Source organism: Pseudomonas sp. A34-9 (assembly GCF_029543085.1).
Classification (GTDB): Bacteria; Pseudomonadota; Gammaproteobacteria; order Pseudomonadales; family Pseudomonadaceae; genus Aquipseudomonas.
Genome location: NZ_CP119967.1, coordinates 4,029,974 through 4,055,352 on the forward strand (window position 1 = coordinate 4,029,974; position 25,379 = coordinate 4,055,352).

At 60.1% G+C, this 25,379-nt stretch carries 26 protein-coding genes and 1 pseudogene; 12 read left to right on the forward strand and 15 right to left on the reverse strand.

The window, feature by feature from the left end; translation table 11 throughout:
- Positions 1 to 176 precede the first annotated feature (176 nt).
- The gene (locus P3G59_RS17875; protein ID WP_016775210.1) at positions 177 to 956 is read right to left on the reverse strand and encodes an ABC transporter substrate-binding protein; all 780 of its coding nucleotides are present in this window, start codon (positions 954 to 956) and stop codon (positions 177 to 179) included.
- Between the two features lie 328 nt (positions 957 to 1,284).
- Complete coding sequence (locus tag P3G59_RS17880; protein WP_277758341.1) at positions 1,285 to 1,713, reverse strand: rhodanese-like domain-containing protein; 429 nt, start codon at positions 1,711 to 1,713, stop codon at positions 1,285 to 1,287.
- Positions 1,714 to 1,814: 101 nt separating this feature from the next.
- Here P3G59_RS17880 and ftrA point away from each other — a divergent pair, with 101 nt between their 5' ends.
- The 3 genes from ftrA to P3G59_RS17895 all read left to right on the forward strand — a co-directional run bounded on the left by ftrA (position 1,815) and on the right by P3G59_RS17895 (position 3,877).
- Positions 1,815 to 2,789 carry a transcriptional regulator FtrA gene (gene ftrA, locus P3G59_RS17885; RefSeq protein WP_277758342.1) on the forward strand — a complete coding sequence of 325 codons (975 nt, stop codon included), beginning with the start codon at positions 1,815 to 1,817 and terminating at the stop codon, positions 2,787 to 2,789.
- A gap of 435 nt (positions 2,790 to 3,224) precedes the next feature.
- On the forward strand, positions 3,225 to 3,605 hold the full coding sequence (locus tag P3G59_RS17890; protein WP_277758343.1) for a DUF6124 family protein: 381 nt from the start codon (positions 3,225 to 3,227) through the stop codon (positions 3,603 to 3,605).
- 2 nt (positions 3,606 to 3,607) lie between these two features.
- Positions 3,608 to 3,877 (forward strand): hypothetical protein, encoded by a 270-nt coding sequence (locus tag P3G59_RS17895; protein WP_277758344.1) that lies wholly within the window; start codon positions 3,608 to 3,610, stop codon positions 3,875 to 3,877.
- A 156-nt stretch (positions 3,878 to 4,033) separates the two neighbouring features.
- Here the strand turns inward: P3G59_RS17895 and P3G59_RS17900 are convergent, their stop codons facing one another.
- Together P3G59_RS17900 and P3G59_RS17905 are read right to left on the reverse strand one after the other, a co-directional pair.
- Entirely contained in the window at positions 4,034 to 4,450 is a 417-nt protein-coding gene (locus P3G59_RS17900; RefSeq protein WP_277758345.1) for a hypothetical protein, read from the reverse strand.
- A 35-nt stretch (positions 4,451 to 4,485) separates the two neighbouring features.
- A complete protein-coding gene (locus P3G59_RS17905) occupies positions 4,486 to 4,824 on the reverse strand; it encodes an FKBP-type peptidyl-prolyl cis-trans isomerase (RefSeq protein ID WP_277758346.1) in 339 nt (112 codons plus the stop codon).
- A gap of 163 nt (positions 4,825 to 4,987) precedes the next feature.
- On the opposite strand from P3G59_RS17905, the gene P3G59_RS17910 reads away from it, so the two are divergent.
- Positions 4,988 to 6,079, forward strand: a complete 1,092-nt coding sequence (locus tag P3G59_RS17910; RefSeq protein ID WP_277758347.1) for a sensor domain-containing diguanylate cyclase — start codon at positions 4,988 to 4,990, stop codon at positions 6,077 to 6,079.
- Here P3G59_RS17910 and P3G59_RS17915 read toward each other — a convergent pair.
- On the reverse strand, positions 6,076 to 6,384 hold the full coding sequence (locus tag P3G59_RS17915; protein WP_277758348.1) for an RcnB family protein: 309 nt from the start codon (positions 6,382 to 6,384) through the stop codon (positions 6,076 to 6,078). The genes P3G59_RS17910 and P3G59_RS17915 overlap by 4 nt on opposite strands.
- Positions 6,385 to 6,603: 219 nt before the next feature.
- On the opposite strand from P3G59_RS17915, the pseudogene P3G59_RS17920 reads away from it, so the two are divergent.
- The 3 genes and pseudogenes from P3G59_RS17920 to P3G59_RS17930 all read left to right on the forward strand — a co-directional run.
- Positions 6,604 to 7,725 (forward strand): annotated as a pseudogene (locus tag P3G59_RS17920) (IS481 family transposase); the annotation flags it as partial.
- 392 nt (positions 7,726 to 8,117) lie between these two features.
- Complete coding sequence (locus P3G59_RS17925) at positions 8,118 to 9,410, forward strand: MFS transporter (RefSeq protein WP_277758349.1); 1,293 nt, start codon at positions 8,118 to 8,120, stop codon at positions 9,408 to 9,410.
- A gap of 12 nt (positions 9,411 to 9,422) precedes the next feature.
- Complete coding sequence (locus P3G59_RS17930; protein ID WP_277758350.1) at positions 9,423 to 10,193, forward strand: substrate-binding domain-containing protein; 771 nt, start codon at positions 9,423 to 9,425, stop codon at positions 10,191 to 10,193.
- Here P3G59_RS17930 and P3G59_RS17935 read toward each other — a convergent pair.
- Complete coding sequence (locus P3G59_RS17935; RefSeq protein ID WP_277758351.1) at positions 10,183 to 11,097, reverse strand: LysR family transcriptional regulator; 915 nt, start codon at positions 11,095 to 11,097, stop codon at positions 10,183 to 10,185. The genes P3G59_RS17930 and P3G59_RS17935 overlap by 11 nt on opposite strands.
- A 380-nt stretch (positions 11,098 to 11,477) precedes the next feature.
- Here P3G59_RS17935 and P3G59_RS17940 point away from each other — a divergent pair, with 380 nt between their 5' ends.
- Positions 11,478 to 13,286 (forward strand): monovalent cation:proton antiporter-2 (CPA2) family protein, encoded by a 1,809-nt coding sequence (locus tag P3G59_RS17940; protein WP_277758352.1) that lies wholly within the window; start codon positions 11,478 to 11,480, stop codon positions 13,284 to 13,286.
- 118 nt (positions 13,287 to 13,404) lie between these two features.
- On the opposite strand, the gene hcnC is transcribed toward P3G59_RS17940, so the two are convergent.
- The 6 genes from hcnC to P3G59_RS17970 form a co-directional block, all read right to left on the reverse strand.
- Positions 13,405 to 14,664: a cyanide-forming glycine dehydrogenase subunit HcnC gene (gene hcnC, locus P3G59_RS17945; protein WP_277758353.1), complete on the reverse strand. Its 1,260-nt coding sequence runs from the start codon at positions 14,662 to 14,664 to the stop codon at positions 13,405 to 13,407.
- Positions 14,657 to 16,066: a cyanide-forming glycine dehydrogenase subunit HcnB gene (gene hcnB, locus P3G59_RS17950; RefSeq protein WP_277758354.1), complete on the reverse strand. Its 1,410-nt coding sequence runs from the start codon at positions 16,064 to 16,066 to the stop codon at positions 14,657 to 14,659. The genes hcnC and hcnB overlap by 8 nt, the downstream gene beginning before the upstream one ends.
- Entirely contained in the window at positions 16,063 to 16,377 is a 315-nt protein-coding gene (gene hcnA / locus P3G59_RS17955; RefSeq protein ID WP_277758355.1) for a cyanide-forming glycine dehydrogenase subunit HcnA, read from the reverse strand. Before hcnA ends, hcnB begins: the two co-directional genes overlap by 4 nt.
- Before the next feature lie 240 nt (positions 16,378 to 16,617).
- Positions 16,618 to 17,157 (reverse strand): hypothetical protein, encoded by a 540-nt coding sequence (locus P3G59_RS17960; RefSeq protein ID WP_277758356.1) that lies wholly within the window; start codon positions 17,155 to 17,157, stop codon positions 16,618 to 16,620.
- 224 nt (positions 17,158 to 17,381) lie between these two features.
- Positions 17,382 to 18,311, reverse strand: coding sequence for a hypothetical protein (locus tag P3G59_RS17965; RefSeq protein WP_277758357.1), 930 nt, complete (start codon positions 18,309 to 18,311; stop codon positions 17,382 to 17,384).
- Positions 18,312 to 18,503: 192 nt separating this feature from the next.
- Entirely contained in the window at positions 18,504 to 18,812 is a 309-nt protein-coding gene (locus P3G59_RS17970; RefSeq protein ID WP_277762175.1) for a hypothetical protein, read from the reverse strand.
- A gap of 193 nt (positions 18,813 to 19,005) precedes the next feature.
- Here P3G59_RS17970 and P3G59_RS17975 point away from each other — a divergent pair, with 193 nt between their 5' ends.
- Complete coding sequence (locus tag P3G59_RS17975) at positions 19,006 to 19,689, forward strand: response regulator transcription factor (protein WP_123594222.1); 684 nt, start codon at positions 19,006 to 19,008, stop codon at positions 19,687 to 19,689.
- On the forward strand, positions 19,667 to 21,061 hold the full coding sequence (locus P3G59_RS17980) for a HAMP domain-containing sensor histidine kinase (RefSeq protein ID WP_277758358.1): 1,395 nt from the start codon (positions 19,667 to 19,669) through the stop codon (positions 21,059 to 21,061). Before P3G59_RS17975 ends, P3G59_RS17980 begins: the two co-directional genes overlap by 23 nt.
- Positions 21,062 to 21,192: 131 nt before the next feature.
- Here the strand turns inward: P3G59_RS17980 and P3G59_RS17985 are convergent, their stop codons facing one another.
- Genes P3G59_RS17985 through P3G59_RS17995 form a run of 3 tightly spaced genes read right to left on the reverse strand, consistent with a single transcriptional unit; the run spans position 21,193 to position 23,441 of the window.
- Positions 21,193 to 21,603 (reverse strand): SRPBCC family protein, encoded by a 411-nt coding sequence (locus P3G59_RS17985; protein ID WP_277758359.1) that lies wholly within the window; start codon positions 21,601 to 21,603, stop codon positions 21,193 to 21,195.
- Between the two features lie 21 nt (positions 21,604 to 21,624).
- A complete protein-coding gene (locus tag P3G59_RS17990) occupies positions 21,625 to 22,422 on the reverse strand; it encodes an SDR family oxidoreductase (protein ID WP_277758360.1) in 798 nt (265 codons plus the stop codon).
- On the reverse strand, positions 22,419 to 23,441 hold the full coding sequence (locus tag P3G59_RS17995) for an aldo/keto reductase (protein ID WP_277758361.1): 1,023 nt from the start codon (positions 23,439 to 23,441) through the stop codon (positions 22,419 to 22,421). The genes P3G59_RS17990 and P3G59_RS17995 overlap by 4 nt, the downstream gene beginning before the upstream one ends.
- A 112-nt stretch (positions 23,442 to 23,553) precedes the next feature.
- On the opposite strand from P3G59_RS17995, the gene P3G59_RS18000 reads away from it, so the two are divergent.
- Positions 23,554 to 24,450 carry a LysR substrate-binding domain-containing protein gene (locus P3G59_RS18000; RefSeq protein ID WP_277758362.1) on the forward strand — a complete coding sequence of 299 codons (897 nt, stop codon included), beginning with the start codon at positions 23,554 to 23,556 and terminating at the stop codon, positions 24,448 to 24,450.
- A 218-nt stretch (positions 24,451 to 24,668) separates the two neighbouring features.
- A complete protein-coding gene (locus P3G59_RS18005; RefSeq protein WP_277758363.1) occupies positions 24,669 to 25,328 on the forward strand; it encodes an isoprenylcysteine carboxylmethyltransferase family protein in 660 nt (219 codons plus the stop codon).
- The last annotated feature ends 51 nt before the right edge of the window (positions 25,329 to 25,379 follow it).

Consider the following 25,379-nt stretch of genomic DNA (forward strand, 5'->3'; position numbering starts at 1 on the left):
GATGTTTCTGTAGGAGCTGCCGAAGGCTGCGATCTTTTGATCTTGTTTTTTACAAGCAAAGTCAAAAGATCGCAGCCTTCGGCAGCTCCTACAGGGGAAATGTGTGAAGCAGGATAAATCATGGGCGCAAAAAAAGTGGCCACCGCGCAAGCGGGGCCACTTTTTTCTACGGCGTATTAATGGCCGTACACATCAAAGTCGAAGTACTTGTCCTGGACTTTCTTGTACTCGCCATTGGCGCGGATTTCGGTGATGGCTTTGTTGAATTGCTCGGCCAGCGCGGTATCGCCCTTGCGCACCGCAATGCCGGCGCCACCGCCGAAGTACTTGGCGTCTTCGTAGGTCGGGCCAACGAATTCAAAACCTTTACCGGCGTCGGTTTTCAGGAAACCGTCGCTCAGGTTAACCGAGTCGGCCAGCATCGCGTCGATACGCCCGGAGACCATGTCCAGGTTGGCTTCCTGTTGCGAGCCGTAACGCACCAGGTCGATCCCGGCCGGCACCAGCACTTCGGTGGCGTAACGATCGTGGGTACTGGCACGCAGCACGCCGACTTTCTTGCCCTTGAGTTCGGTCAGCGGGTCTTTGACACCGGAGCCTTCCTTCATCACGAAGCGCGCCGGGGTGTGGTAGTACTTGATGGTGAAATCGACGTTCTTCTTGCGATCGTCGGTGATGGTCATCGACGACAGGATCGCGTCGATCTTCTTCACTTTCAGCGCCGGGATCAGGCCATCGAATTCCTGCTCGACCCAAGTGCATTTGACTTTCATCTGCGCGCACAGCGCATCGCCGATGTCGACGTCGAAACCGGTCAGTTTGCCGTCAGGGGTTTTCATCGAGAATGGCGGGTAACCGGCTTCGATACCGATGCGGATCGGCTTGGCGTCTTCGGCCACAGCGGTCAGGGACAACATCGACAGTGCCAGGGCACCGAACATCACTAGCTTCTTCATTTATAACTCCTGTGTGCGGAGGCTTTTATTGGCAGCTTTCGATTCAGCGTTCGGTCATGGCCTTATAGCAGCAAAAACCGAAGTGGCCGGCAGTCTATGGCGGCGCGCACAGGGTAAATTGTGTTTAAGCGACAAATACTTATGAAAGATCGGCGCAGCCGTTGACCGGGGTCAACAGGTGCGCCGTCGTGGTGCAAAGGCTGTAGGACAAGCCCTCAATCGGTACAGATTTCCCCGTGTAGGAGCTGCCGAAGGCTGCGATCTTTTGATTCTGTTTTTTAGATTCAAGATCAAAAGATCGCAGCCTGCGGCAGCTCCTACAATGGGATCAGCATTCGCAGCCGATGGCGGTTTTGGCGGCTTGCTCAACGCTCAGTTGAAAGCCTTCATCCAGCCATCCGGTAACCCCGCCAATCATCTCTTTGACCGGGTAACCCAGCGCCGCCAGTTTCACCGCTGCCTTGTTCGCGCCGTTGCAGTGCGGGCCGGCGCAATAGACCACGAACAGCGTGGTTTTCGGGTAGTTCGCCAGCTCCGCCGCCGTCAGCAACCGGTTCGGAATATTGATCGCGCCCGGCACATGCCCGCGCTCAAAGGCCAGCGGCCCGCGCACGTCGACCAGGACAAAATCGATCTCACCGGCCTCCTGGCTGCTGAAGACGTCGGAACAATCGGTTTCGAAAGTCAGACGATTGCTGAAGTGCATCAGGGCGATCGCCGACGGAGCGGCAGGGATGTCGCGAACGAGGCTGGTCATGGGTGTTGCTCCTTGGTCTGTAGGGGTGTGAACAGACTTTATCGAGCGGCCGCTTGCGGCTACAGTGGCGCACAAGACACTCACCGGGAATTTTCCGCCAAATGCCGACATCACCAGGTCTGGTCGCGATTCTGGCCTACGACGGCCTCTGCACATTCGAGTTCGGCATCGCCGTTGAGGTCTTTGGCCTGACCCGGCCGGAGTTCGATTTCCCGTGGTACACCCACGCCATTGCGGCGGTCGATCAAGGCCCGATGCGCGCCTTGGGCGGGATTCAGGTGCTGGCCGATGGCGGTCTGGAACTGCTCGCCGAGGCGCGCACCATCATTATTCCCGGCTGGCGCGATCGAAATGCAGAAGTGCCGCCAGCGCTGCTCGATGCACTGCGTCAGGCCCATGCCCGTGGCGCACGGTTGTTGTCGATCTGCTCCGGTGTATTTGTGCTGGCGGCCAGCGGTCTGCTCGACGGCCACGGCGCCACTACCCATTGGCGTTACACGGCGGAACTGGCGCAGCGTTTCCCGGCAATTGCGGTCGATCCCGATGTGCTTTATGTCGACGCCGGGCAGTTGATCACCTCGGCAGGCAGCGCTGCCGGGATCGATGCCTGCCTGCATCTGGTGGCGCGGGACTTCGGCACGCAAGTCGCCAACTCGGTGGCGCGGCGACTGGTGATGTCGCCGCAACGCACCGGCGGTCAGGCGCAGTTCATTCCGACCCCGGTCAGCCCGACGCCGCGCAACGACCTGTCGCGCGTCATGCAGTGGGCGCGCGAGCGCTTGCATGAACCGCTGGAAGTGCGTGATCTGGCCAGTGAAGCGGCGATGAGTGAGCGCACGTTTCTGCGGCGCTTCACCGAGGCCAGCGGGCAGTCGCCCAAGGCGTGGCTGCAGCATGAACGGTTGGCGCGGGCGCGGGAGTTGCTGGAGAGCACGCCGCATAACACCGAGCAGATTGCCGAGCGTTGCGGCTATCGGTCGGTGGAGAGTTTTCGCGTGGCGTTTCGCGGGGTGGTGGGGGTGCCGCCGTCGGTGTATCGGGAACGGTTTGGACGGGGCGTGAGGGTTGAATCCTGAGGTGGTTTTGAAGGCGCCTTCGCGAGCAGGCTCGCTCCCACAGTTTGGAATGCGTTCCCCCTGTGTGCGAGCTTGCTCGCGAAAGCGCCGGGTAAAACGCAGCATCATTTAGACATCAGCCACAAGGCTACAGCGCCTTGCGCCTTTGCCTACAACTACGCCAGAATCCGCCGGCTTGTGCGGCTTGGGGGCTGCCGGTAACTTGGTTCGCGTCACTGAATGTTCAGTGATCGGGTTTAGTCGCTCGGTGTTTTCTCAAGTTCGCAAGCTGTTATTCAGTCTGGCATTTCCATGCCTGCACTCAATGGCGGCTGTGCGCAGGGCGCTTTCGAGCGCGCCGGTAATGCTTGGGATGCCGGTCGACTAACCTGCGTATAGCTGCCACCTAATGTTTAGTCGCAGGACGGTGTCAGCCTCATTGAGGTTTCCCAGCATATGTTCAAAATAACGCCGAATCCGCCCGAAACAGGTGCGGAAGTTGATCAGAATCCAACGTCCCCCTATTCCACACCGGGCTCCAGAAAACTCCACGAAGCCGCCGAACGCGCCCTCGATCACTACCTGAAACCCGCTCCCCCTGCGCCACCGCGCAAACCCAGCACCATGTTCCTCGTTGACCCCAACACCGGCGCCGAAGACCTCATGGCCCACGCCTGCGAATCCATGGCCTCGGCCAGCGTCATGCTCAGCGACTTCGCCGCCCTGCTCGACTCGCCCTACCGCAACACCGTGCTCGGCATCCAGCAAGTGGTCATGCTCGGCGAACTCGCAGTCAACCGCGCCCTCGACAAACTCGAACCCGCCCTGAGGCAATAAACATGTCCAACAAAACAGATGCACAAGTCGTCGCGGCGTTGGTGTCCATGGGTTTCAACGAACGCGACCGACGCTGGGCGCAGAACGCCTGCCTGGTGCTGTTTGAAAGCGAACGCGAAACCATCGTCGCCTCCGCCGTCACCGTCCTTCCCCAACTCGATGAACTGGAAATCGACGCCGTGCTACCCGCACTGCGCCGCGTGACCCGCCGGTTCCCCGCACTGCAAAAAACCGTGGCCGACACACTGGCCGAGATGGCGCACGCAGCCTGATTGACCGCGTGATCGTTCTTCGCGAGCAGGCTCGCTCCCACACCAGATCTGCGCTGGCTCACGGCATTCGAGTTCACCGCCGATCCACTGTAGGAGCGAGCCTGCTCGCGATGGCGTTCTTTCTGCATCGGACGCGTGAGTCAAACATCGTTGTCTCTAAGCTCGAAAATCCGCCAGGATAAAGGGCGTGTGGTCACGCAAGTAAACGTCGACATCGTCCAGCGAGTGCAGCGCTTCACTGGATGACTCCACATGCTCTTCATCGTCATGACGAATGACCGTGACGAAATAGGTTTCTTCCTGTCGGACCAAAGTCGCAGTGCGTTTGACCGGCCGCCCATCCTCCTGAGCGAAGGACATCGCACGTAACGTTTCATTTTGCAGAGCTTCAGACACGTTTGCTTTGAGCGCCTTGCCTTTGGCGAGCAGTTCTTTCGCGACTACCCAGCTGCCAACTGCAGCGGCAGCGGCAGCGGAAACGAAATACATATAGTTGTAAGTCGATCCTCTGCGCGAGGCATGCCTCTCCACCAGCCAATCGGCAACTTGTGAAATCCCGTGCCACACATCCATCGCATTTATTCCCAAGCTTAAAAAACGACCCGGTTTCAATCCTCCCGCGTCAGCACTTCCAACAACTCAATCTCAAACACCAGATTCGAATTTGGCGGGATCTTGCCCATCGTCCGTTCGCCATACCCCAGATGCGCCGGCACCAACAATTTGCGTTTGCCCCCCACCTGCATCCCCATCAAGCCCTGATCCCAACCCTTGATCACCCGCCCGGTGCCGATCACACACTGAAAAGGTTTGCCACGGCTGTAGGAAGAATCGAACTCGCTGCCGTCTTCCAGCCAACCGGTGTATTGGGTGGTGATCAGCGCGCCTTTGACGGCCGCTTTGCCTGCGCCGATCTGAAGATCGATTACCTGCAGTTCATCATTCATAACATTCACTCTATTGTTCAGCCGGCCGCCGTTTTCCCAGAAATGCCGGTGATTGGCAACCCGCCAGCGCAGATCAACGTGGTATCCGAACCGAGTGATGAAGCATTAACATAGCCAACCGCCACTACTCCACGGATCGACCCGCCATGCTGGCAGCGCCCGAATGACTCTGTTCTGGATCAGCCTTGCCGTGGGCGCGATCTTGCTGGCCATCATCGCCCTGCTGCTGTGGCGCGAACGCGGTTTGCGCAGGCAGCTCGCGCACTATCAGGATCTGCTGACACGGGCCGTCGCTGGACAGAACATTCATCAGGACGGCGACGTCGAGCGCTTCAAACGCAGCCAGTACTTTGCGCGCATCGGTACGTGGGACTGGGAAGTCGACACGGATCGGCTGTACTGGTCGGACGCGATTTACGGCATGTTCGGCTTCAAGATCGGCGAAATCACGCCGTCCTATGCGCTGTTCTGCTCCTGCGTGCATCCGGACGACCGCACCAAGGTGCGCGAAGGCGAACTGCGCTGCCTGGAAACCGGCGAAAACCACGATGAGGAATATCGCGTGGTGTGGCCCGACGGCACGATTCGCTGGCTACGGGAAACCGGCAACGTGGTGCGCAACGACCACGACGCGGTGGTCAAGATGATGGGCGTGGTGCGCGACATCACCGAAGAAAAAGCCTCGGCCAGTTACCTGCAACACCTCGCCCACTTCGATCCGCTGACCGGCCTGCCCAATCGCCTGGTGCTGGAACAACGCTTGTCCGAAGCACTGGATCACGCGCGCCAGACCGAGACCCGCGTCGCACTGGTATTCGTCGACCTCAACGGTTTCAAAACCATCAACGACCGCTACGGCCATGCCGCCGGCGACCGCGTGCTGATCACCACGGCCACGCGCCTGAAACGCATCCTGCGCAGCACCGACACCGTCGCGCGCATTGGCGGCGACGAGTTCGTGGTGATCCTGCAAGGCCTGGCCCCGGGCCTCGATCTACAGGACGAGGCGCGCAGTATCTGCCAGAAAATCTTCATCGAACTGTCGCCACCGATCAGCATCGGCAACGACCAGCGCCACATCGGCAGCAGCCTCGGGGTCGCGGTGTTTCCGGATCATGCGACGGCTATGGATCGCTTGCTGCACATCGCCGATCTGGCGATGTATGAGGCCAAGCGCAGTGGCAATAATCAGTATCGGTTGGGTGGAGAAAGCCCCACGCGGGTGCAGGCGCAGGGCTTTGAGATCCGCTCTTAACGCTCCACCGGTTTCATCTCGACAATCGTCCCGTTGGTGATCATCACCATCACGTACTTGTCGTTGATCTGCACCCACTGGGCCTGGTCGATCGGCGCTTTCAGGCCTTTGGCTTTCCAGTTTTCCAGTGCCTTGTCCTTGCGCTGATACATTTCAGGCGCCCGGTCGTTGACCTTCAACTCCCGATCGCTGGTCGGCGATTGAACGGCCTGTTCATTTGAGGTTTGCGCCGCTTGAACAAGTGGGCTGATCCCGGCAATGCCGGCGACGAGGGCCAGGCTGGCGATTAGGGTTTTGCTGTTCATCGGTGAACCTCCTGAATTGGGTAGTACCTCAACTCCGACTGCGTGGGGCGGGAATCATTCCTTTTTTACCGGGGGTGGCCGCTAGAGGTCATTGGAATTGGGTGTCCTGGAGACAAAAGCAAATCAAGAGCCCCTCACCCTAGCCCTCTCCCTGTATGTACCGGAGACATGGTGGACACTTTTTAATAGACACATTGCTCATCACCAAGGAGATGACCTGTGTCCTGGGAAGAGGTGTCCACCGTGCAGCTTCGTTCAGAGTTCGTGCATTTGGCTCGGCAAGAAGGAGCCAATGTCCGGCAGCTTTGCCGCCGATTCAATATCAGCCCAAGCACTGCCTACAAATGGCTCAACAGGTTTGAAACTTCAGGTGCAGAGGGCTTGATCGATCAGTCTCGACGACCGAAGACGTCACCCAAACGCTGCGCTGACGAGGTTGAGCAGCAGATTCTGACCGTGAGTGAGGAATACGCGGCTTGGGGCGCTCGCAAGCTCAAACGTGTGCTGGAAGACAGCGGCGTAGTAATGCCTTCGGTCAGTACCGTGCATGCGGTTTTACAGCGTCATTCACGCGTTGATTCAAAGGCCGCTGAGATTAAACCGTTTATCCGCTTCGAGCATGAAGCGCCCAACGATCTTTGGCAGATGGACTTCAAGGGCCATATCAGCCTGGCTCAGGGACGCTGCCATCCGTTGACGATACTGGACGATCATTCGCGGTTTTCGCTGTGTATCGCGGCCTGCCTCGATGAGCGACGTGAAACCGTTCAGGAGCATCTAATCCGGGTCTTTCGGCGTCATGGTCTGCCTTTGCGCATGACGATGGACAACGGTTCACCCTGGGGTGACCAGACTGGCGTTTATACCGCGCTGGAGGTCTGGCTGATGAGTCAGGGCATCAAGGTCGGGCACTCTCGACCTTATCATCCGCAAACCCAAGGAAAGCTGGAACGCTTCCACCGCAGCCTGAAAAATGAAGTCCTGCGAGACCGACATTTTATTGATCTCAACGGTGCACAACGGGCGTTTGATATCTGGCGTGATATCTACAACCAGAAGCGTCCACATCAAGCGTTGGACATGCAGGTGCCTGCTACTCGCTACAGCAGCAGCCCACGGGAATATCAGGAGCAACCCGCGGCGCCGGAGTACGACGATGGGGATGTGGTCAGGAAGGTTCAGGTGAAGGGCGAGATCTACTGGCGGAACCGTGAATACACAGTCGGAAAAGCTTTTTACGGGAGGTCAGTAGCTATCCGGGAAACGACGGAAGATGGCATCCACGATGTCTACTGGAGTAGACATCGTATTGCCCGAATCGACTTGAACTTGCAGATCGTTACGGCAGGTAAGAAGATCTAAAACCGTCCACCATGTCTCCGAACATGTGTCCACCATGTCTCCGGTACATACACTCCCGGAGGGAGAGGGGACTGACCGAGGTGTTTGGCAGAAGTGCGCCGACGTGCGATACCGAGTCGAATGTATGTTTCCAAACCTACCGAAATCGACTCCCTCTCCCTCGGAAGAGGGCTGGGGTGAGGGCGAAACCATAAGCAGCCGTTACCGCAGCAATGGATTTGTACCCAAAAAAACATTGATCCACTTTGCACATCAATCCATGCCAACAATGCAATTAACAGATTGTTACATCTGCGCCACCATCGGCCTCAATAAAAACCGTGCGCCGCCCTCCCGTCGCGCACGTCATAAAAGCGGTGGAGTACTTTTCTATGACAGCCTCAATCCCACACAACGGCTCGCGGGCCGGCGCCATTTTCCGGGTGACCTCGGGCAACTTCCTCGAACAGTTCGATTTCTTTCTGTTCGGCTTCTACGCCACGCAGATCGCGGCGGTGTTCTTTCCGGCGAGCAGTGAGTTCGCTTCCCTGATGATGACTTTTGCGGTGTTCGGCGCAGGCTTTTTGATGCGTCCGCTGGGCGCCATTGTGCTCGGTGCGTACATCGATGATGTCGGCCGGCGCAAAGGTTTGATCGTCACCCTGTCGATCATGGCCAGCGGCACGATATTGATTGTGCTGGTGCCCGGTTACGAGAGCATCGGCCTGTTTGCGCCGGCGCTGGTGTTGATCGGGCGCTTGCTGCAAGGCTTCTCGGCCGGTGCGGAATTGGGCGGTGTGTCGGTTTACCTCGCCGAGATCGCCACGCCGGGTCGCAAAGGCTTCTTTACCGCTTGGCAGTCGGCCAGTCAGCAAGTGGCGATCATCGTCGCCGCTGCTTTAGGCTACGCCTTGAACGCGTGGATGGCGCCGGATGTGGTGGCCGATTGGGGCTGGCGGATTCCGTTTTTCGTTGGCTGCATGATCGTGCCGTTCATCTTTTTCCTGCGCCGTAATCTGGCCGAGACCGAAGAGTTCGCCGCACGCAAACACCGCCCGAGCATGGGCGAGGTGTTCCGCACCCTCGGCCAGAACTGGGGCGTGGTCCTCGGCGGCATGCTGATGGTCGCGTTGACCACCACCGCGTTTTACCTGATCACCGTGTACGCGCCGACCTTCGGCAAAACCGTGCTGCACCTGAGCACCTCCGATGCACTGTTAGTGACGCTGCTGGTCGGTGTGTCGAACTTCTTCTGGCTGCCGATTGGCGGGATGTTGTCTGACCGTATCGGCCGTCGTCCGGTGCTGATCGCCATGTCGCTGCTGGCCTTGGCCACCACCTATCCGGCGCTGTCGTATCTGGTGCAGGCGCCGAGCTTCAGCCACATGCTGCTGTCACTGTTGTGGCTGTCGTTTATCTACGGTTTGTACAACGGCGCAATGATTCCGGCGCTCACCGAGATCATGCCGGTCGAAGTGCGCGTTGCCGGTTTCTCCCTCGCCTACAGCCTGGCCACAGCGATTTTCGGTGGTTTCACCCCGGCGATGTCGACCTTCCTGATCCAGTACACCGGCGACAAAGCTGCGCCGGGTTACTGGATGAGTGTCGGCGCGCTGTGTGCCTTGTGCGCCACTCTTTATCTGTACCGCCGTGCTGGTGGTCGTCTGCAACCTGTCGCGGCCTGAGGAATACTCGCCATGAAAAAACTGTTTACTGTCACTGCCCTGCTCGCCGGTCTCGCGTTCAATCTCGCGGCCCAGGCCGAAGAATTGAGCGTGATGACCTCCGGGGGCTTCACTGCCGCCTACAAGATTCTCGGGCCGAAATTCGCCGCCAGCACCGGCAACACACTGACTACCAGCCTCGGCCCGTCGATGGGCAAAGCCCCCGAAGCTATCCCCAATCGTCTCGCCCGCGGTGAACACGCCGACGTGGTGATCATGGTCGGCTACGCCCTCGATGATTTGATCAAACAAGGCAAGGTCGACCCGGCCTCGCGCGTTGAACTCGCCGATTCGCGGATCGGCCTGGTGGTGCGTGAAGGCGCGCCGAAACCGGACATCAGCAGCGTCGACGGCCTGAAGAAAACCCTGCTCGACGCGCAGTCAGTTGCCTACTCCGACAGCGCCAGCGGCGTGTACATCGAGCAGCAGTTGTTCAAGAAACTGGGGATCGAAGAGCAACTGAAACCGAAGGCCAAGATGATTCCAAAAATCCCGGTCGGCTCGGTGGTCGCCACCGGCGACTATCAATTGGGCTTCCAGCAGGTCAGCGAATTGCTGCCGGTGCCCGGCGTGAGTTTCGTGGCGAAGATTCCGGAATCGGTGCAATCGGTGACGCGCTTTGCTGCCGGGATTCCAGTCGGTGCGCAGCATCCAGAAGAAGCCAAAGCCTTGCTCGCCTACCTCGCCGCGCCGGCCGCGCAAGCTGACGTGCAGGCCACCGGGCTGGACTCGGTCAAGCGCTGATCGTAGGCGGCTGGACCTTCATTTCCACCACCAGCCGCTCCAGTTCCAGTGCCGCCGGGGTCAACGTGCGACCCCGGCGCTTGATGATGCCGACACTGCGCATCACTTGCGGATCGGTCAGCGGCACCCGCGTCAGGATCGGATGGTCCGGCCCGGGCATCGCCATCAGCGGCACCGCCGCCACCCCCAATCCCGCCTCCACCAGACCAATCATCGTCGTCACATGTCGGGTTTCGCAGATGCTCGGACGCTGCGGCACTACGCTGCTCAAGGCCTGATCGAGCAGAAAGCGGTTGCCGGAGGTCTTGTCGAGCGAGATGTAATCCTGCCGGTAAAACTCGTCCCAGCTCACGCTGCTGCGCCCGGCCAACGGATGATCGCGGCGGCAAGCGACGACGTAGCACTCCTGCACAAGCGGTTCGAACTCGACTTTGGCATCCTGCGTGCCGAGAAAACTCAAGCCAAAATCCGCCTCGCCATTGACCACCGCACTCAAGACATCGTGAGCGCTGGAGTCCAGCACTTTGACTTTGATCCGTGGAAATTGCTGGTGATAGCGCGCGACTACGCGGGGCATGAAGTAGTACGCCGCCGAAGGCACACAGGCGACGGTGACATGGCCCAGACGCGTCGAAGCGACTTCGCTGATGCCCAGCAACGCCACGTCCAGATCATCGAGCAAACGCTCGACACTGGGCATGAAACCGCGCCCGGCCTGGGTCAGGCTGACCTTGCGTGTGGTGCGTTCAAAGAGTTTTACGCCGAGGGCGTCTTCGAGCTTTTCGATGCGCCGGCTCAACGCCGGTTGCGACAGGCGCACGGTGTCGGCGGCCTTGCGAAAACTGCCCTGCTCGACCACCGCGCGGAAGGCTTGCAGGTCGTTGAGGTCGAAGTTGATGGCCATGGCGGGACTCGGGAGATTGATACGCTGAGGTTATGAATGTAACCAATTGATGCAACTTATTACAGAGCACATGAAGAGCCCCTATAGGAGCTGCCGCAGGCTGCGATCTTTTGATCTTGAATCCTTGCAGGCAAAAGCAAGATCAACAGATCGCAGCCTCGTTGCACTCGACAGCTCCTACAGACCACATGAATAGCCCCCTGTAGGAGCTGCCGCAGGCTGCGATCTTTTGATCTTGAATCCCTGCAGGCAAAAGCAAGATCAACAGATCGCAGCCTCGTTGCACTCGACAGCTCCTACAGGGGATCTTCGGTGGATGAAAAGTCGCTGTAGCCCTTATCCTTGTCACCCCCGCCGTACCGTTGTCAGGAGTAACCCCCATGCCCCATGAAGGCAATCTGTTGCAAGCCGCCGTCGTCTTTCTGTTCGCGGCCGTGCTCACCGTGCCTTTGGCCAAACGCCTGCAACTGGGCGCCGTGCTCGGTTATCTGTTTGCCGGGGTGATCATCGGCCCGTCGGTGCTGGGCCTGATCGGCAATCCGCAAAGCGTCGCGCATATTTCCGAACTGGGCGTGGTATTGCTGCTGTTCATCATTGGCCTTGAGCTGTCGCCGCGACGCTTGTGGGTGATGCGCAAATCGGTGTTCGGCGTCGGTCTGGCGCAAGTGCTGCTGACAGCTTCGGTGATCGGCGTGCTGGCGTTGTCGGTGTTTGGCCAACCGCTGAACAGTGCGATTGTGCTGGGCCTCGGTCTGGCGCTCTCATCCACGGCATTCGGTCTGCAAAGTCTGGCCGAGCGCAAGGAACTGACCAGCCCCCATGGGCGTCTGGCGTTTGCGATTTTGCTGTTCCAGGACATCGCGGCGATCCCGTTGATTGCGCTGGTGCCGATGCTCGCCGGCGGTGCTCATGACACCAGCAACGCCGAGAGTCTGAATCATGCACTGCAAGTGCTCGGCGGTATCGCCGTGGTCGTGGTCGGCGGGCGCTATCTGCTGCGTCCGGTGTTCCGCGTGGTGGCAAAAACCGGTTTGCCGGAAGTGTCGACGGCCACAGCGTTGCTGGTGGTGATCGGCACGGCGTGGTTGATGGATCTGGTCGGTGTGTCGATGGCGCTGGGGGCGTTTCTCGCCGGTTTGCTGTTGGCGGATTCGGAATATCGCCATGAACTGGAAGCGCAGATCGAGCCGTTCAAGGGCTTGTTGCTCGGGTTGTTTTTTATCAGTGTCGGCATGGGTGCCAACCTCAGCTTGCTGCTGAGTGCGCCGATCACCGTGTTAGGGCTGACGCTGCTGTTGATCGCTCTGAAATTGCCGCTGTTGTTCGTCGTCGGGCGTCTGGCCGGTGGCTTGACCAAGGTCAGTGCGATTCGCCTTGGCATCGTGTTGGCGGCCGGTGGTGAGTTCGCATTTGTAGTGTTCAAGATCGGTCGGGATCAGGGCCTGTTCGAACCACGCCTGTATGACTTGCTGGTGCTGACCATCACCCTGTCGATGGCGGTGACGCCGTTGTTGCTGTTGATCTGCGCGCGACTGGTCAGCCCGAAAGTGCAGCCGGTGGAAGTGCCGGAAAAATACCGCGAGATCGACACTGACACCCCGCGTGTGGTGATCGCCGGCATGGGCCGGATGGGCCAGATCGTGGCGCGGATTCTGCGTGCGCAGAACATCAAGTTCGTCGCGCTGGACACCTCGGTGGAGACCATTGAACTGTCGCGCAGCTTTGGCGGCGTGCCGGTGTTCTACGGCGACCCGATGCGCCCGGAAATCCTTAACGCGGCCAAGGTCGGCGAGGCAGAATATTTCGTCATCGCCACGGACGATCCGGAGACCAACATCAAGACCGCCGAAGTGGTGCGCAAGCTGTATCCGCACATGAAAATCATCGCCCGGGCGCGTAACCGTCAGCACGTACACCGGTTGGTCGATGTTGGCGCGGAGGCGATTCGTGAGACCTATTATTCGAGTCTGGAAATGAGCCGGCGCACCTTGGTGGGACTTGGTTTGACTCAGGCCCAGGCCGATGCGCGGATCAAGCGCTTCAAGCACCACGACGAGCAGGTGCTGGAGGCGCAACACGCAGTTTACGACGACGCCGCCAAAGTCCTGCAAACCGCCCAGGAAGCCCGGGCGGAGCTGGCGCGGTTGTTTGAATCCGATCAACTGGAAGAAGAATCGCGCAAATCCTGAGCCCTGCCCAGAACCCCATGTGGGAGCGAGCCTGCTCGCGAAAGCGGTGTGTCAGTCAACTTATTCGTTACTGACAGATTGCCTTCGCGAGCAGGCTCGCTCCCACAGGGGATCTGTGTCAGGCCGGCTCTAGCGTGCGCTCCTGTTTGACCGGGGCTGTTTCAAACCGGTCCGCCAGAAACGGCGTGATGTCCAACGGCAGCGGTTCATCGTTGACCAGTTTGTCCAGCAACACGCCAGTAATCGCCGAGGTCAGAATCCCGGTACGGAAGTGGCCGCAGGCATTCAAATACCCTTCCACCCCACGCATCGGCCCAAGAATCGGCAACTCGTCCGGCGAACCCGGACGCAAACCTGCCCACGTACGTTTGAGATTCACATCCTTGAGTTCCGGCAGGCAACGCACCGCGCCCTGCACCAGCCCGGCGATTTCCGGGTAGGTGGTGGTGACGTCGAAGCCTTTGTCTTCGGTCGTGCTGCCGATCAGGATCTCGCCGTTGTCCTTCTGCGCCACGTAGCAGTCGCTGGTGGTCAGGCAGCCGTTGAGGATTTTCGGCATACGCTCGGTGAGCAGAATCTGGCCTTTGACCGGTTTCACCGGGATGCGAATTCCCGTCGCCCATTCGCTCAAATCCGCCGCCCAGGCACCACCGGCGTTGATCAGCGTCTTGCAGTGGAACACGCCCTCTTCGGCCGTCTGCACACCGGTGACGCGGCTGCCGTGATGCAACACGCCGGTGACGTTGGTATTGACGAAGATGTCGACGCCGTTCTGCCGCGCGCCTTCCATGTAGGCATCGGCGAGGCGGAACGGGCTGACCTGATGGTCGCAGAGAAACTCCAGCGCCCCGCGTGCTTCGTGGCTGACGCTCGGTTCAGACTCGCGCAACGCAGCCTGATCGAGCCAGCGCACCTGCTCGGCCAGGTGTGGAATGCAGCCGACGATGTGCTCGGCGTAGAGCCGGTCTTCGTCGTCGTAAATGACGAATTTCAACCCGGTTTTTTCGAACTTGAAATCCATGCCGTGATTGTCTTTCAGTTCACGGTGCAGCGCCGGGTACAACGCGTTGGACTGCAAGGCAAAATCGAAAAACGACTCCGGCAGAATGTGCGGCGTGCTCGCGTCCACGGCCACCGCCGCGCCCTGGGTTTCGCGCTTGCGGTTGGCCGACATCATGCGGAAGAAAATCACCCCGCAGCCGAGGCCGACCGACTCGCCGATCGCCCACAAACCACCGGCCGAAGCCCGGGTCGCGTTGCCGGGGCGTTTGGCATCGATGACCGCCACCTTGAGATTTTTGCGCTTGGACAGTTGATAGGCGCAGGACGCGCCGATCACCCCGCCGCCGGCAATGATCACGTCATAGAACTTAGTCATGGGCAGTGGCCTCCGTGCCGACGGACTGGAACGCAGAAAAAGGAATCGGATCGATCGGGAATCGCGGGCGCAGCCAACCGACGTCCTTGCGCCCGGTCGCCTGACGCAAGCGATCGCTGCAGTAGCCGACGCACATGCGCCCCTGGCAATCGCCCATGCTCACGCGGGTACGCATTTTCAGGCTGGCGATGTCTTGCACGCCCTGCTCCAGCGCCAGGTCGATGTCGGCGCGGGTCGCGTGTTCGCAGCGGCAGATCACCGTGTCGGCGGCAGGCAGTGCGGTCTGACCCACGCCGCGTTCGGTGTAGCGGTCGACGGCGGCACGGAAGCGCACGATGGCTTTGAGTTTGCTCAAGTAGCGGTCGCGACGCACGCGGGCCAAATCCTCTTCGAGGACACCGCGTTGCAACAGAATCGAGGTTGCGGCGATCTTGCCGGCAAGCATCGCCGCTTCACCGCCGCGAATCCCGCCCATGTCGCCGGCCAGATGCACGTGAGGTTCGTTGCTTTGCTGCAAGACGTTCGAGTTGGCACGCAGATAACCGTCGTCGCTGAAGCCATGATCCAGGCCCATCTGCTGACTCAGTTGGGTGCGCGGAATAAAGCCGTAACCGACGGCGAGGGTCTTGGCTTCGAAGCGCTCGACGCGGCTAAGGTCCGGCTCCCACGTGGCCGAGTACGGCGCGACGCTGACGCTTTTCAGCTCGCCCTCGCCGTGTGCTTCAACCACGCCCCAACCGTAGTTCATCGCAATGCCGTGCAGTTTCAGGTAGGCGAGCATGCTCAAACCGTCGAGGAACAGCTGCGGCTTGTTCAGCAGCGCCAGACTTTCGCGGGCAATCTTGCCGAACGCACAGGCTTCATACACGCCCGCGACGCTGACGCCCGCAGCGTGCAACTGCGTCGCCACCAGCGGCAGCAACGGCCCGGTGCCGGCGATGATCACCGGCCCCTGCGGCTTGACCACGCCACTTTTGATTTGCAGTTGCAGACCGCCGAGCATGATCACCCCCGGCAAGGTCCAGCCGGGAAACGGCACGCTGCGCTCATGGCAACCGGCAGCCAAGAGCAATTGCGGATACTCGATCTCGTGCAGTTGCTCGTCGCCATCAAGCACGACCAGCGCGCGGGTGCCTTCGGCACCGACCACGCGATGGTTGAGGCGCACGTCGACCAGCCCGGATTGCTCCTGAAAATCGCCGTGCAGTTTGCCCAGTGCCTCGGAGTAGCGCGGGCCGAGATAATCCAGCTGCACGCCATCACGCAACGGCCCGCGATAGACCACCCCGCCGAGCCGTGAAGCTTCTTCGAGCAAGGTGCAGCGCACGCCGTGGCGCGCCAGTTCGATGGCCGCTGCCATCCCCGCCGGGCCACCGCCGACGATTACCGGTTGCAGGCTCATACGACCTCCTGCGCGGTGATGCGGTTGACCTGGGTTTCGATGCGCATGCCGTCACGCACCACGGTCTGACAGGCGCGGCGCTTGTGCCGGCCGTTGATTTTCACCAGGCAGCACTGGCACACGCCCATGCCGCAATAGGCGCCGCTGATCTGGTCATGATCGTTGCGGGCAATCTGGCGAACGCCGAGGGACTGGATAACGCTGAGGACGGTTTCGCCGATAGCGGCGGTGACCGCTTGGCCGTTGATGTGGACGGTCATATCCGCCTGCGCCAACGGCTGGATATCGAAGGTTCTTTCTTGGCAGTGCATTGCGATGTTCATCCGTGAAGGTTCGGTTGAGGTGGTGTCAGCTCCTTGCTGCACTACACCGTGTCGACGCGTTTATTGTGGCTGTGAGGGGCGTCGACGCGGGTACTCCGTCAGCGCAACAAGGTGCGCGTGAAGCACTGTAGTTCATACCTCAGCAAAGGCCGGGATCATTTACGTTAGGCGATATCGCCGCACGAAATATTGATCCAGGCCAGTGAAAGCGGTTGGATTGTCCAACGATCAGTTGGAAAAGACGAACTGCCCCTTGATCTTCTTCGCGCCAAAGAAACCCAGGTCAGGAAACAGCAGGTTCTTCAGCCAAGCGACGAAAAACACCATGGCCAGCGTGATTGCCACGCCAATGACCGTGCCCGTCGGATCGTCGGCGTATTCCTTGAACATGCGCGGCACCTGGGTGATCGAGAGGAACACGTACACGGTGTAGGCCTGCGCTGCGTTGCGGTAAAAGCCCCAAGCAAACAGCAAAGGTACACCACCGGCAAACAGTCCCAGGCCGATGGCCCAACCGGTGCTGATCGTCAGCCCGAGAAAATAGCCCCCCACCAACCCGATCAACGCCTGAACATAGGTCAACCCGAGCAGAATCTTTATCTTGCCAGCGTGACGATCCAGCAGCGCCGGATCTGGCCGCGAACCGATCAGATACGCCAGCACCTTGTCCTTGACCGCACCACCGGACAGCGCCCGGAAAGTTTCGGTTTTCGAGCGACCGGCGTCGAGCATCTCGCCCACCTGACGTTTGATTTCCTTCTTGTTCAACGTTCTTATCCCTGATCAGAGGTCAATCGAAATACAGCGCAGGCGCTGATTCTCGCCTTGTTGCCCGCCAGAAAGCAAAAAGCCGCTTCCACCCGAAGGTGGAAGCGGCCGAGGCATGAGCCCCAATAGAGCAATCAGTGCACGAACAGGGCGATCAGGATGATGATCGGGATTGGCACGCCGAGGAAAAACAGCAGTAATGAGCGCATGGTGATGCTCCTTGTTTAACGGACTGGAGTGGTCGTGGTGTAGGTGTCGACTTCAACGTACTCGACGGCATCCCGACGACGACCGCCGTAGGTGGCCGCGAGGCTGGCGAAGAACGCACCGGCCAACAGCGAGATGAACATCCACAGCGAGGTCCAGGCAGCGACTTTCGCAGCGGTGTCGGCAGCTTGTTGCGCTTTCAGCTTGGCGTCGGCCAGGGCTTTCTGGGTGCGCGCATAGATCTCGTCAACGCGGCGCTCGGCATCGGCCTGAGTCAGGTTGGTGCGTTGTGCGACCAGTTGCGCCAGGTAGGTACGGTCTTCGGCACTCAGCTGACCGTTGGCCAGGCTTTGCGCGAAAATCCGCGCCACGGCGCCATGGGCTGCGTCATCGCTGACGGAGGCCGGACGGTCATCGCGGAACAGGCTGTCGATGTAGTAACCGTACTGGTTGCTGTCGGTGTTGGCCGCTGCAGTACCGGCCGCCTGAGTCATGGCACTGGCTGCGCCGCCAGCGACACTGGCACCGGCCTGCACACCGCCACTGATGACGCTGCTGACCGAGCCGACCACCAGAACGGCGGTGACCAACGTCGCCACACACCAGGCAAGGAAGCCGTGCGCGGTGTCGCGGAAATACACTTCATCGCCGTGCATGTTCGCCCACTTCACCCGCAGACGACCGGCGATGTAGCCGCCCATGCCCGAGGCAATAATCTGCGTCGCTGCCAGCCAGACTATCGTTGAAATGCCCAGGCCCTTGGCGCTGACGCCCTCTCCGGCCCACGGTGAAACGGCAGAGAAACCCAAACCGAAGCCGAGCAGGACCAAAATCATCGACAGTGCAGCGGCAGCCGCGGCACCAGCGAAAATCGCGCCCCAGGACACGCCCGAAACGCTGCTCGACTCTTCAACGGAAGGGTAAAACCCATCAGAGGATCTATTCATTGTTGTTCTGCTCCAGGCATGAAAAATGGTGTTACAACTCGTCATCAGAGGAATTGCAGTGACCGTGCCAGTCGAACGAATTAAATAAATCCTTTAATTTCAATGATTTAGAAAGAATGAACTTCCTCAGACCATGCAAATTGCAACAACAGCCGAATAACAGCGGGTTTTATGCATTGGCACAAATGCCAGTTATTTGCGTTTGTAGCTCTTGTTACCGCTGGGCGTCAGGCAATACACGCCACCGCGCGGGCCGGTGCAAAACGAACCAGTGCCGCAAGCGCAGCCATCGTCGCTCTGCAGGAAGTTTTGCGGTCGCGCCTGCTGGCGTTCGCCATACATCGCCGCGCAGCTTTTCTTCGAGCCGCTGATGGAGCCGTCATTGCACAGGAACAGGTCGCCATCGCAGCGAGCAATGCCGCCCTTCTTCCCGGAACACGGGGTGTTGGCCGCCCAGCTTGAAGCACTGAACAGCACTAGCAGCAGACCGGTGATGGGCATCCAGCCACGGCGAATCGAAATACGCACGGAACCACTCCTGATTGATTTTATGGCCAGATGATATCAACGTTCCGGCAAATAATTCGCCAAGGCGCGCAAATGACAGCTACAACATGAAAGTTAATTTAAAGCGTCGCCGGAATTTCTTGGCAAAATGCTGCCATTCCGTTTGAACCGATCAGCAGGCCTGCCTATGACTCGTATCTTGACCATCGAAGACGACGCCGTGACCGCGCGGGAAATCGTCGCCGAACTGAGCAGCCACGGGCTGGAAGTCGACTGGGTCGACAACGGCCGTGAAGGTCTCGACCGCGCCGTGAGCGGCAACTACGACCTGATCACCCTCGACCGCATGCTGCCCGAACTCGATGGCCTGGCCATCGTTACCACCCTGCGCACCATGGGCGTGGCCACGCCGATTCTGATGATCAGCGCGCTCTCCGATGTCGATGAGCGCGTGCGCGGCTTGCGCGCCGGCGGTGATGATTACCTGACCAAACCGTTCGCCACCGACGAGATGGCGGCGCGGGTTGAAGTGTTGCTGCGTCGGCAGAACAGCGGCGCCACTCAGGCAACGACGCTGCAGGTCGCCGACCTCGAGCTGGATCTGATCAGCCACGAAGCGCGACGCGCCGAACAGGTGCTGACGCTGCTACCGACCGAGTACAAATTGCTCGAATTCCTGATGCGCAACAGTGGCCAGATCCTCTCGCGCATGATGATTTTCGAAGAGGTCTGGGGTTATCACTTCGACCCCGGCACCAACCTGATCGACGTGCACATCGGCCGTCTGCGCAAGAAGATCGACGCGGTCGGCAATGTGCCGCTGATCCGCACGGTACGGGGCTCGGGTTATGTCATTGCCGAACCCGTCTGACGGCTGGCGTTCCTCCAGCAGCCGCTTGCTGGCGCTTTACAGTTCGCTGTTCGTGGCCTGGAGCGCGATCCTCATGGGGGTCATGTATTACGAGGTCTCCGGCTACCTCGACAATCTCGCCAAGCACTCGCTGATGCAACGCCAGCACCTGTTTTCGCACTTTCGCGGCGAACAGCTGGAAGACGCCCTCGCCGCCAGCATGACCTTCGACATTCGTGGCATCGATGCCTATGGCTTGTTCGACGCCAACGGCGTTTACCTCGGCGGCGCCTTGCAGCAGATCCCCGAAGGCCTGCCGCTGGACGGCAAGATCCACATGCTCGCCGATTGCGCCGACTCCGATGACCCGACCCTGCCCAATGACAGCTGCGACGCGGTCGCCACGCAAACCCGCGACGGCCGTTGGCTGGTGTTGTTGCGCGACAACGGCTCGCTGTTCGCCGTCACGCGGATCATTTTGCATGCGTTGTTCTGGGGCGTGTCGCTGACGATTCTGCCGGGCATTGCCGGCTGGCATTTGCTGCGACGCCGGCCGCTACGGCGGATTCGGGCGATTCAGGCCAGTGCGCAGTCGATTGTCGCCGGCGACCTGACGCACCGTTTGCCGCTGTCCAATCGCCGTGACGAACTGGACATGCTCGCCGCCATCGTCAACGCGATGCTGGAGCGCATCGAGCGTTTGATGAATGAAGTCAAAGGCGTCTGCGACAACATCGCCCATGATTTGCGCACCCCTCTGACGCGCCTGCGCGCGCAGTTGTATCGCATGCAGCAGCAGGCCGGCGAAGGCTCGCAGGAAGCCGCGCAACTGGATCTGGTGCTGGCCGAAGCCGACACGCTGATGGCGCGGTTTCGCGGGTTGCTGCGGATTTCTGAACTGGAAGATCGCCAGCGCCGCTCAGGTTTTGTCGAACTCGACCCGGTGCAATTGCTCGAAGAACTGCATGAGTTTTACCTGCCGCTGGCCGAAGAAGGCGAGCTGCGTTTCGAGCTGAACATGCCGGAGACCCTGCCGCCGCTCAATGGCGACCGGGCGCTGTTGTTCGAGGCGCTGGCCAACCTTTTGAGCAACTCGATCAAGTTCACCCCACCGGGCGGCACGGTGATGCTGCGCGGGGTGAATGCGGGTGGGCAGACGCGGATTGAAGTGCACGACTCGGGGCCGGGGATTCCCGAGGCCGAGCGTGAGGCGGTGTTCCAGCGCTTCTATCGCGCCGAGGGCGGGCAGCCGCAGGGTGGTTTTGGCTTGGGGCTGTCGATCGTGGCGGCGATTGTCAGCTTGCATGGCTTCAGTCTTGAAGTGAGCAGCAGTGATCTCGGCGGGGCGAAACTGGTGCTCGATTGCCGGCAGAGCCTGATCGAAAATTCCTGATTCCCACCTTGGAATGCAATCAATGTGGGAGCGAGCCTGCTCGCGAAGAGGGAGTGTCAGACAACATCTTTGTTGAATGACACACCGCCTTCGCGAGCAGGCTCGCTCCCACAGGTGTTTGTGGTGGATGATTAAGCTGGGTAATTGGCGCGCAGTGCTTCGAGGCCACCCTGGTAGATGCCGCTGAACAGAGCCACCACTTCCTCATCGCTCACGCCTTTGGCGTTGAAACGCCCCGACCACGTCACCCGTGCGCCCTGCCCCTGGGCTTCGACCTTGATCGTCGCCAGATAATCGCTGGCCGGGAACGGCGCCTGTTCAATCGAATAGCTGTAGGTCCTGGCGGCGTTGTCGAACGCTTGCAGCCGCTCGACCACCACAGCGCCGTCAGCGGTTTGCAGGGTGCGCACGCGGCCGCCGTCGCTGAGCTCACTGTTGGGAATGAACGGCAGCCAGTCCGGCAGCGTGTTGAAGCCGCCGATCAATTGCCAGACCTGATCGGCCGAAGCCGGGATGTCGATGGTTGCAGATGCTGTAGGCATATATACGTCTCTCTCGGGAATTCAGATGGTCAGGCTGTCGACCACGCCGCCATCAACGCGTAAAGCGGCGCCGGTGGTGGCCGAGGACAGCGGCGAAGCGATGTAGGTGACCAGGTGCGCAACTTCTTCGACATCCGCCACGCGCTGGATGATCGAGGTCGGCCGGGCCCTGCGTACAAAAGCGTCTGCCTCGTCGCGCAAGCTGCGGCCAGACTCGGCGGCGGCGTCCTTGAGCATCGCTTCGACGCCGTCCGTGTAGGTCGGCCCCGGCAGGATCGCATTGACCGTGACCCCGGTGCCAGCCAGACGTTTGGCCAGGCCGTGGGACACCGCCAGGTTGGCGCTTTTGGTCACGCCGTAGTTGATCATGTCGGCCGGGGTGGCCACACCGGATTCGGAGGACAGGAAGATCACCCTTCCCCAACCCTGCTCGACCATCGCCGGCACGTAATGCCGCGACAGGCGCACACCGGAGATCACATTGACTTCATAAAAGCGCGTCCATTCCTCATCGGCCGCATCGAAGAAATCCACGTTGTTGTAGATGCCGAGGTTGTTCACCAGAATGTCGGCGCGCGGCTCGGCAGCGAACAGTTTCTGCGCGCCTTCAGCCGTGCCCAGATCAGCCGTCAAACCACGCAATTGCGCACCCGGCACCTTCTCGCGAATGCTCGCCAGCGCCTGCTCGACCTTGGCCGTGTCGCGACCGATCACCACCACGGTGGCGCCGGCTTCGGCCAGCGACTGGCTGATGCCCAGACCAATGCCGGCGGTGCTGCCGCTGACGATGGCCAGTTTTCCACTCAGATCAATCTTCATGCTTTCACCTCATCGATTGGCAATGGTGCACGTTCTGAAACCAGTTGGGCGTCGCGCATCGCCTGCCAGAAACCGGCAGGAATAACGGCTGACAATGCGGCAACATCTTCAGCAATCCGGTCGGGTTTGCTCGCGCCGGGAATCACCGCTGCAACAGCAGGATTAGCCAGCGAGAACTGTAGCGCAGCGGCTTTGATATCGACGTCGTAGGCTGCGGCGATGCGTTTGATCTGCTCGACCCTGGCGATGACTTCAGGGCTGGCCTTCTGGTATTCGAAGTGCGCGCCTCCGGCCAGGATTCCCGAGCTATAAGGGCCACCGACGACGATTTCAACGTTCTGCGCCCGTGCCGCCTCCATCAAGCGTTGCAACGGGCGTTCGTGATCGAGCAACGTATAGCGACCGGCCAACAGGAAACCATCTGGCTGTGCCTCGCTGAGGTCGAGGGTCAGTTCACATGGCTCGACTTTGTTCACGCCCAGACCCCAGCCTTTGATCACACCTTCTTCACGCAAACGGGTGAGGACTTTGAACGCACCGGTGCGGGCCTGGTTGAAGTATTCCAGCCATTGATCGCCGTAGAAATCCTGAGCGATGTCGTGCACCCAGACGATGTCGAGGCGATCGGTTTGCAGGCGTTCGAGGCTGTCTTCGATCGAACGCAGCGTTGCATCGGCGCTGTAGTCGTTGACGATCTTGTTCGGGCGACCGTGTTCGAATACTCCGCTTTTCTCACCGAGATCACGGGCGGCGGCATCTTCGACGTCATCGAGGATGATCCGACCGACCTTGCTGCTGAGCACATAGTCGTCACGCTGGTATTGCTTCAGCGCTTCACCCAAACGGATCTCCGACAGACCGGAGCCGTAGAACGGCGCGGTGTCGAAGTAACGCACACCGGCGTCCCACGCGGCATGCACGGTGGCTTGCGCTTCTTCTTCGGGGATGGCGCGGAACATGTTGCCCAGTGGCGCGGTGCCGAAGCCCAGTTGGCCGGGCAGTTTGTCTTTCAAGCTCATGGATTTCCCTCAATAGGTGCTGGGTCTGTGTGACCGTTGAGCAGATCCTAGATTGCGACACCGAGACCGTCCAAGACATAATGTGCAGCACTTGAGTCCCTGAAGGTCTGACATGATCGACATCCGCCAGTTGCGCTACTTCGTTGTCGTCGCCGAGGAAGAACACGTCGGCCGCGCCGCCGAACGGCTGCATATTTCCCAGTCGCCCCTGAGCCGGCAGATCGCCCAGCTCGAAGAACGCCTGGGCCTGACGCTGTTCGAGCGCAGCCAGCAACGCATTCGCCTGACCCGCGACGGCCAGACTTTCCTCGCCGAAACCCGTGCCCTGCTCACCCACGCCAATCGCCTGGAATCCCTCGGCAAACGCCTCGGCCGCGGCGAAGAAGGTGGCCTGTGCATCGGCTATATCGAGAACGCCATGCACGCCGGCATCCTGCCCAATGCCCTGCGCGTGTTGCGCGCCGAGCGGCCGAATGTGCACGTCGCGTTGTACAACCTCAACTCCGCCGAGCAACTGGAGGGCCTGCGACAGCGTAGCCTCGATATTGCCTTGGTGAGTGAGCCGCCGACCGATGACGACCCTGATCTGTTGGGCTTTCAGGTGCTGGATGAGCCGATGCTGCTGGCGTTGCCGGAACACCATCGATTGGCGCAGCAAGCGGCGTTGAATCCCGAGGATCTGGCTGATCAGGAATGGATCGGCGTGCAGCCGCGCCAGGATGCCAATAGTGAGTTTGCCAGCGCGTGCATCCGCGCCGGCTTCACCCCGGATGTGCGCATGCAGGCGACCGAGCCGTTTACTGCGCTGGGGTTGGTGGCGTCGGGGTTGGGGATTGCGATGATCCAGAAAGGCCTGAGCCATAACGCCCCGCCGGGTGTGATTTTGCGTGAACTGCCATGGCTGAGGTTGACCACGCCGCTATGGGCGGCGTGGCACCGGATCAATTTGCGGCCATTGGTGGAGACGTTCAGAAAGGTACTGACTGACGACAAGGTATCTGCTGACTGACATGGCCTCTTCGCGAGCAGGCTCGCTCCCACAGGAATTCGTGTCGTTCACAGAATTGAAATCTACCCCATAACCTGTCGGAGCGAGCCTGCTCGCGAAGGGGCCGGTACATCCAACATCGAATTTGACTGACCCAACGCCTTCGCGAGCAGGCTCGCTCCCACGGGTTTTGTGGCGGATCTACACTCAACGGATACGCACCCAGTTGTGAGTTCGCCATGAAAATGTCTGCGCAAATGACCGTCGTCGCGGTACTCGCCACCCTCGCCTGGCTGGGGCTGGCGGTTTGGGGCATTGGCGGTGTGGCGATGTTCTTTTCCCACGGTTCATTGGTGATCGTGGCATTGGCGACGGTGGCCATGGTGATCGCCTCGCTGTTCAGTGAGGTCAACCTCAGTTCTGGCGAACGTGAAGATCGCGCCAATCGTTGGGTGATTCCCGCGTTTGGTGTGATCGGGCTGCTCAGTGGTTTTTTGCCGGCCTACTGCGACCGGATGAACTTCTGGACGGTGGGCGGTGAAGGCGTGCGCTGGCTCGGCACTTTGCTGTTCATCGTCGGCGGCGCGCTGCGACTGTGGCCGGTGTTTGTGCTGGGGCGGCGTTTCAGTGGCTTGGTGGCGATTCAGCCGGGGCACCGTCTGGTGACCGATGGCATTTATCAACACCTGCGTAATCCGAGTTATCTGGGGCTGGTGGTCAATGCCGTGGGCTGGGCGCTGGCGTTTCGTTCGGTGGTCGGGTTGATGCTGGCGGCGCTGACGTTAATCCCGTTGATTGCCCGGATTCATTCGGAGGAGGCGCTGCTGCGTGCGCAGTTTGGGGCGGAGTACGACGCTTATTGCGCGCGCAGTTGGCGTTTGGTGCCGGGCGTTTACTGATCTGCGAACACCGTCCCTGTAGGAGTGAGCCTGCTCGCGATAGCGGTGTGT

Coding starts and splice junctions, on each gene's coding strand:
- P3G59_RS17875 (WP_016775210.1), bottom strand. CDS start 956: ATGAAGAAGCTAGTGATGTTCGGTGCCCTGGCACTGTCGATGTTGTCC.
- P3G59_RS17880 (WP_277758341.1), bottom strand. CDS start 1,713: ATGACCAGCCTCGTTCGCGACATCCCTGCCGCTCCGTCGGCGATCGCC.
- ftrA (WP_277758342.1), top strand. CDS start 1,815: ATGCCGACATCACCAGGTCTGGTCGCGATTCTGGCCTACGACGGCCTC.
- P3G59_RS17890 (WP_277758343.1), top strand. CDS start 3,225: ATGTTCAAAATAACGCCGAATCCGCCCGAAACAGGTGCGGAAGTTGAT.
- P3G59_RS17895 (WP_277758344.1), top strand. CDS start 3,608: ATGTCCAACAAAACAGATGCACAAGTCGTCGCGGCGTTGGTGTCCATG.
- P3G59_RS17900 (WP_277758345.1), bottom strand. CDS start 4,450: ATGGATGTGTGGCACGGGATTTCACAAGTTGCCGATTGGCTGGTGGAG.
- P3G59_RS17905 (WP_277758346.1), bottom strand. CDS start 4,824: ATGAATGATGAACTGCAGGTAATCGATCTTCAGATCGGCGCAGGCAAA.
- P3G59_RS17910 (WP_277758347.1), top strand. CDS start 4,988: ATGACTCTGTTCTGGATCAGCCTTGCCGTGGGCGCGATCTTGCTGGCC.
- P3G59_RS17915 (WP_277758348.1), bottom strand. CDS start 6,384: ATGAACAGCAAAACCCTAATCGCCAGCCTGGCCCTCGTCGCCGGCATT.
- P3G59_RS17925 (WP_277758349.1), top strand. CDS start 8,118: ATGACAGCCTCAATCCCACACAACGGCTCGCGGGCCGGCGCCATTTTC.
- P3G59_RS17930 (WP_277758350.1), top strand. CDS start 9,423: ATGAAAAAACTGTTTACTGTCACTGCCCTGCTCGCCGGTCTCGCGTTC.
- P3G59_RS17935 (WP_277758351.1), bottom strand. CDS start 11,097: ATGGCCATCAACTTCGACCTCAACGACCTGCAAGCCTTCCGCGCGGTG.
- P3G59_RS17940 (WP_277758352.1), top strand. CDS start 11,478: ATGCCCCATGAAGGCAATCTGTTGCAAGCCGCCGTCGTCTTTCTGTTC.
- hcnC (WP_277758353.1), bottom strand. CDS start 14,664: ATGACTAAGTTCTATGACGTGATCATTGCCGGCGGCGGGGTGATCGGC.
- hcnB (WP_277758354.1), bottom strand. CDS start 16,066: ATGAGCCTGCAACCGGTAATCGTCGGCGGTGGCCCGGCGGGGATGGCA.
- hcnA (WP_277758355.1), bottom strand. CDS start 16,377: ATGCACTGCCAAGAAAGAACCTTCGATATCCAGCCGTTGGCGCAGGCG.
- P3G59_RS17965 (WP_277758357.1), bottom strand. CDS start 18,311: ATGAATAGATCCTCTGATGGGTTTTACCCTTCCGTTGAAGAGTCGAGC.
- P3G59_RS17970 (WP_277762175.1), bottom strand. CDS start 18,812: ATGCCCATCACCGGTCTGCTGCTAGTGCTGTTCAGTGCTTCAAGCTGG.
- P3G59_RS17975 (WP_123594222.1), top strand. CDS start 19,006: ATGACTCGTATCTTGACCATCGAAGACGACGCCGTGACCGCGCGGGAA.
- P3G59_RS17980 (WP_277758358.1), top strand. CDS start 19,667: ATGTCATTGCCGAACCCGTCTGACGGCTGGCGTTCCTCCAGCAGCCGC.
- P3G59_RS17985 (WP_277758359.1), bottom strand. CDS start 21,603: ATGCCTACAGCATCTGCAACCATCGACATCCCGGCTTCGGCCGATCAG.
- P3G59_RS17990 (WP_277758360.1), bottom strand. CDS start 22,422: ATGAAGATTGATCTGAGTGGAAAACTGGCCATCGTCAGCGGCAGCACC.
- P3G59_RS17995 (WP_277758361.1), bottom strand. CDS start 23,441: ATGAGCTTGAAAGACAAACTGCCCGGCCAACTGGGCTTCGGCACCGCG.
- P3G59_RS18000 (WP_277758362.1), top strand. CDS start 23,554: ATGATCGACATCCGCCAGTTGCGCTACTTCGTTGTCGTCGCCGAGGAA.
- P3G59_RS18005 (WP_277758363.1), top strand. CDS start 24,669: ATGAAAATGTCTGCGCAAATGACCGTCGTCGCGGTACTCGCCACCCTC.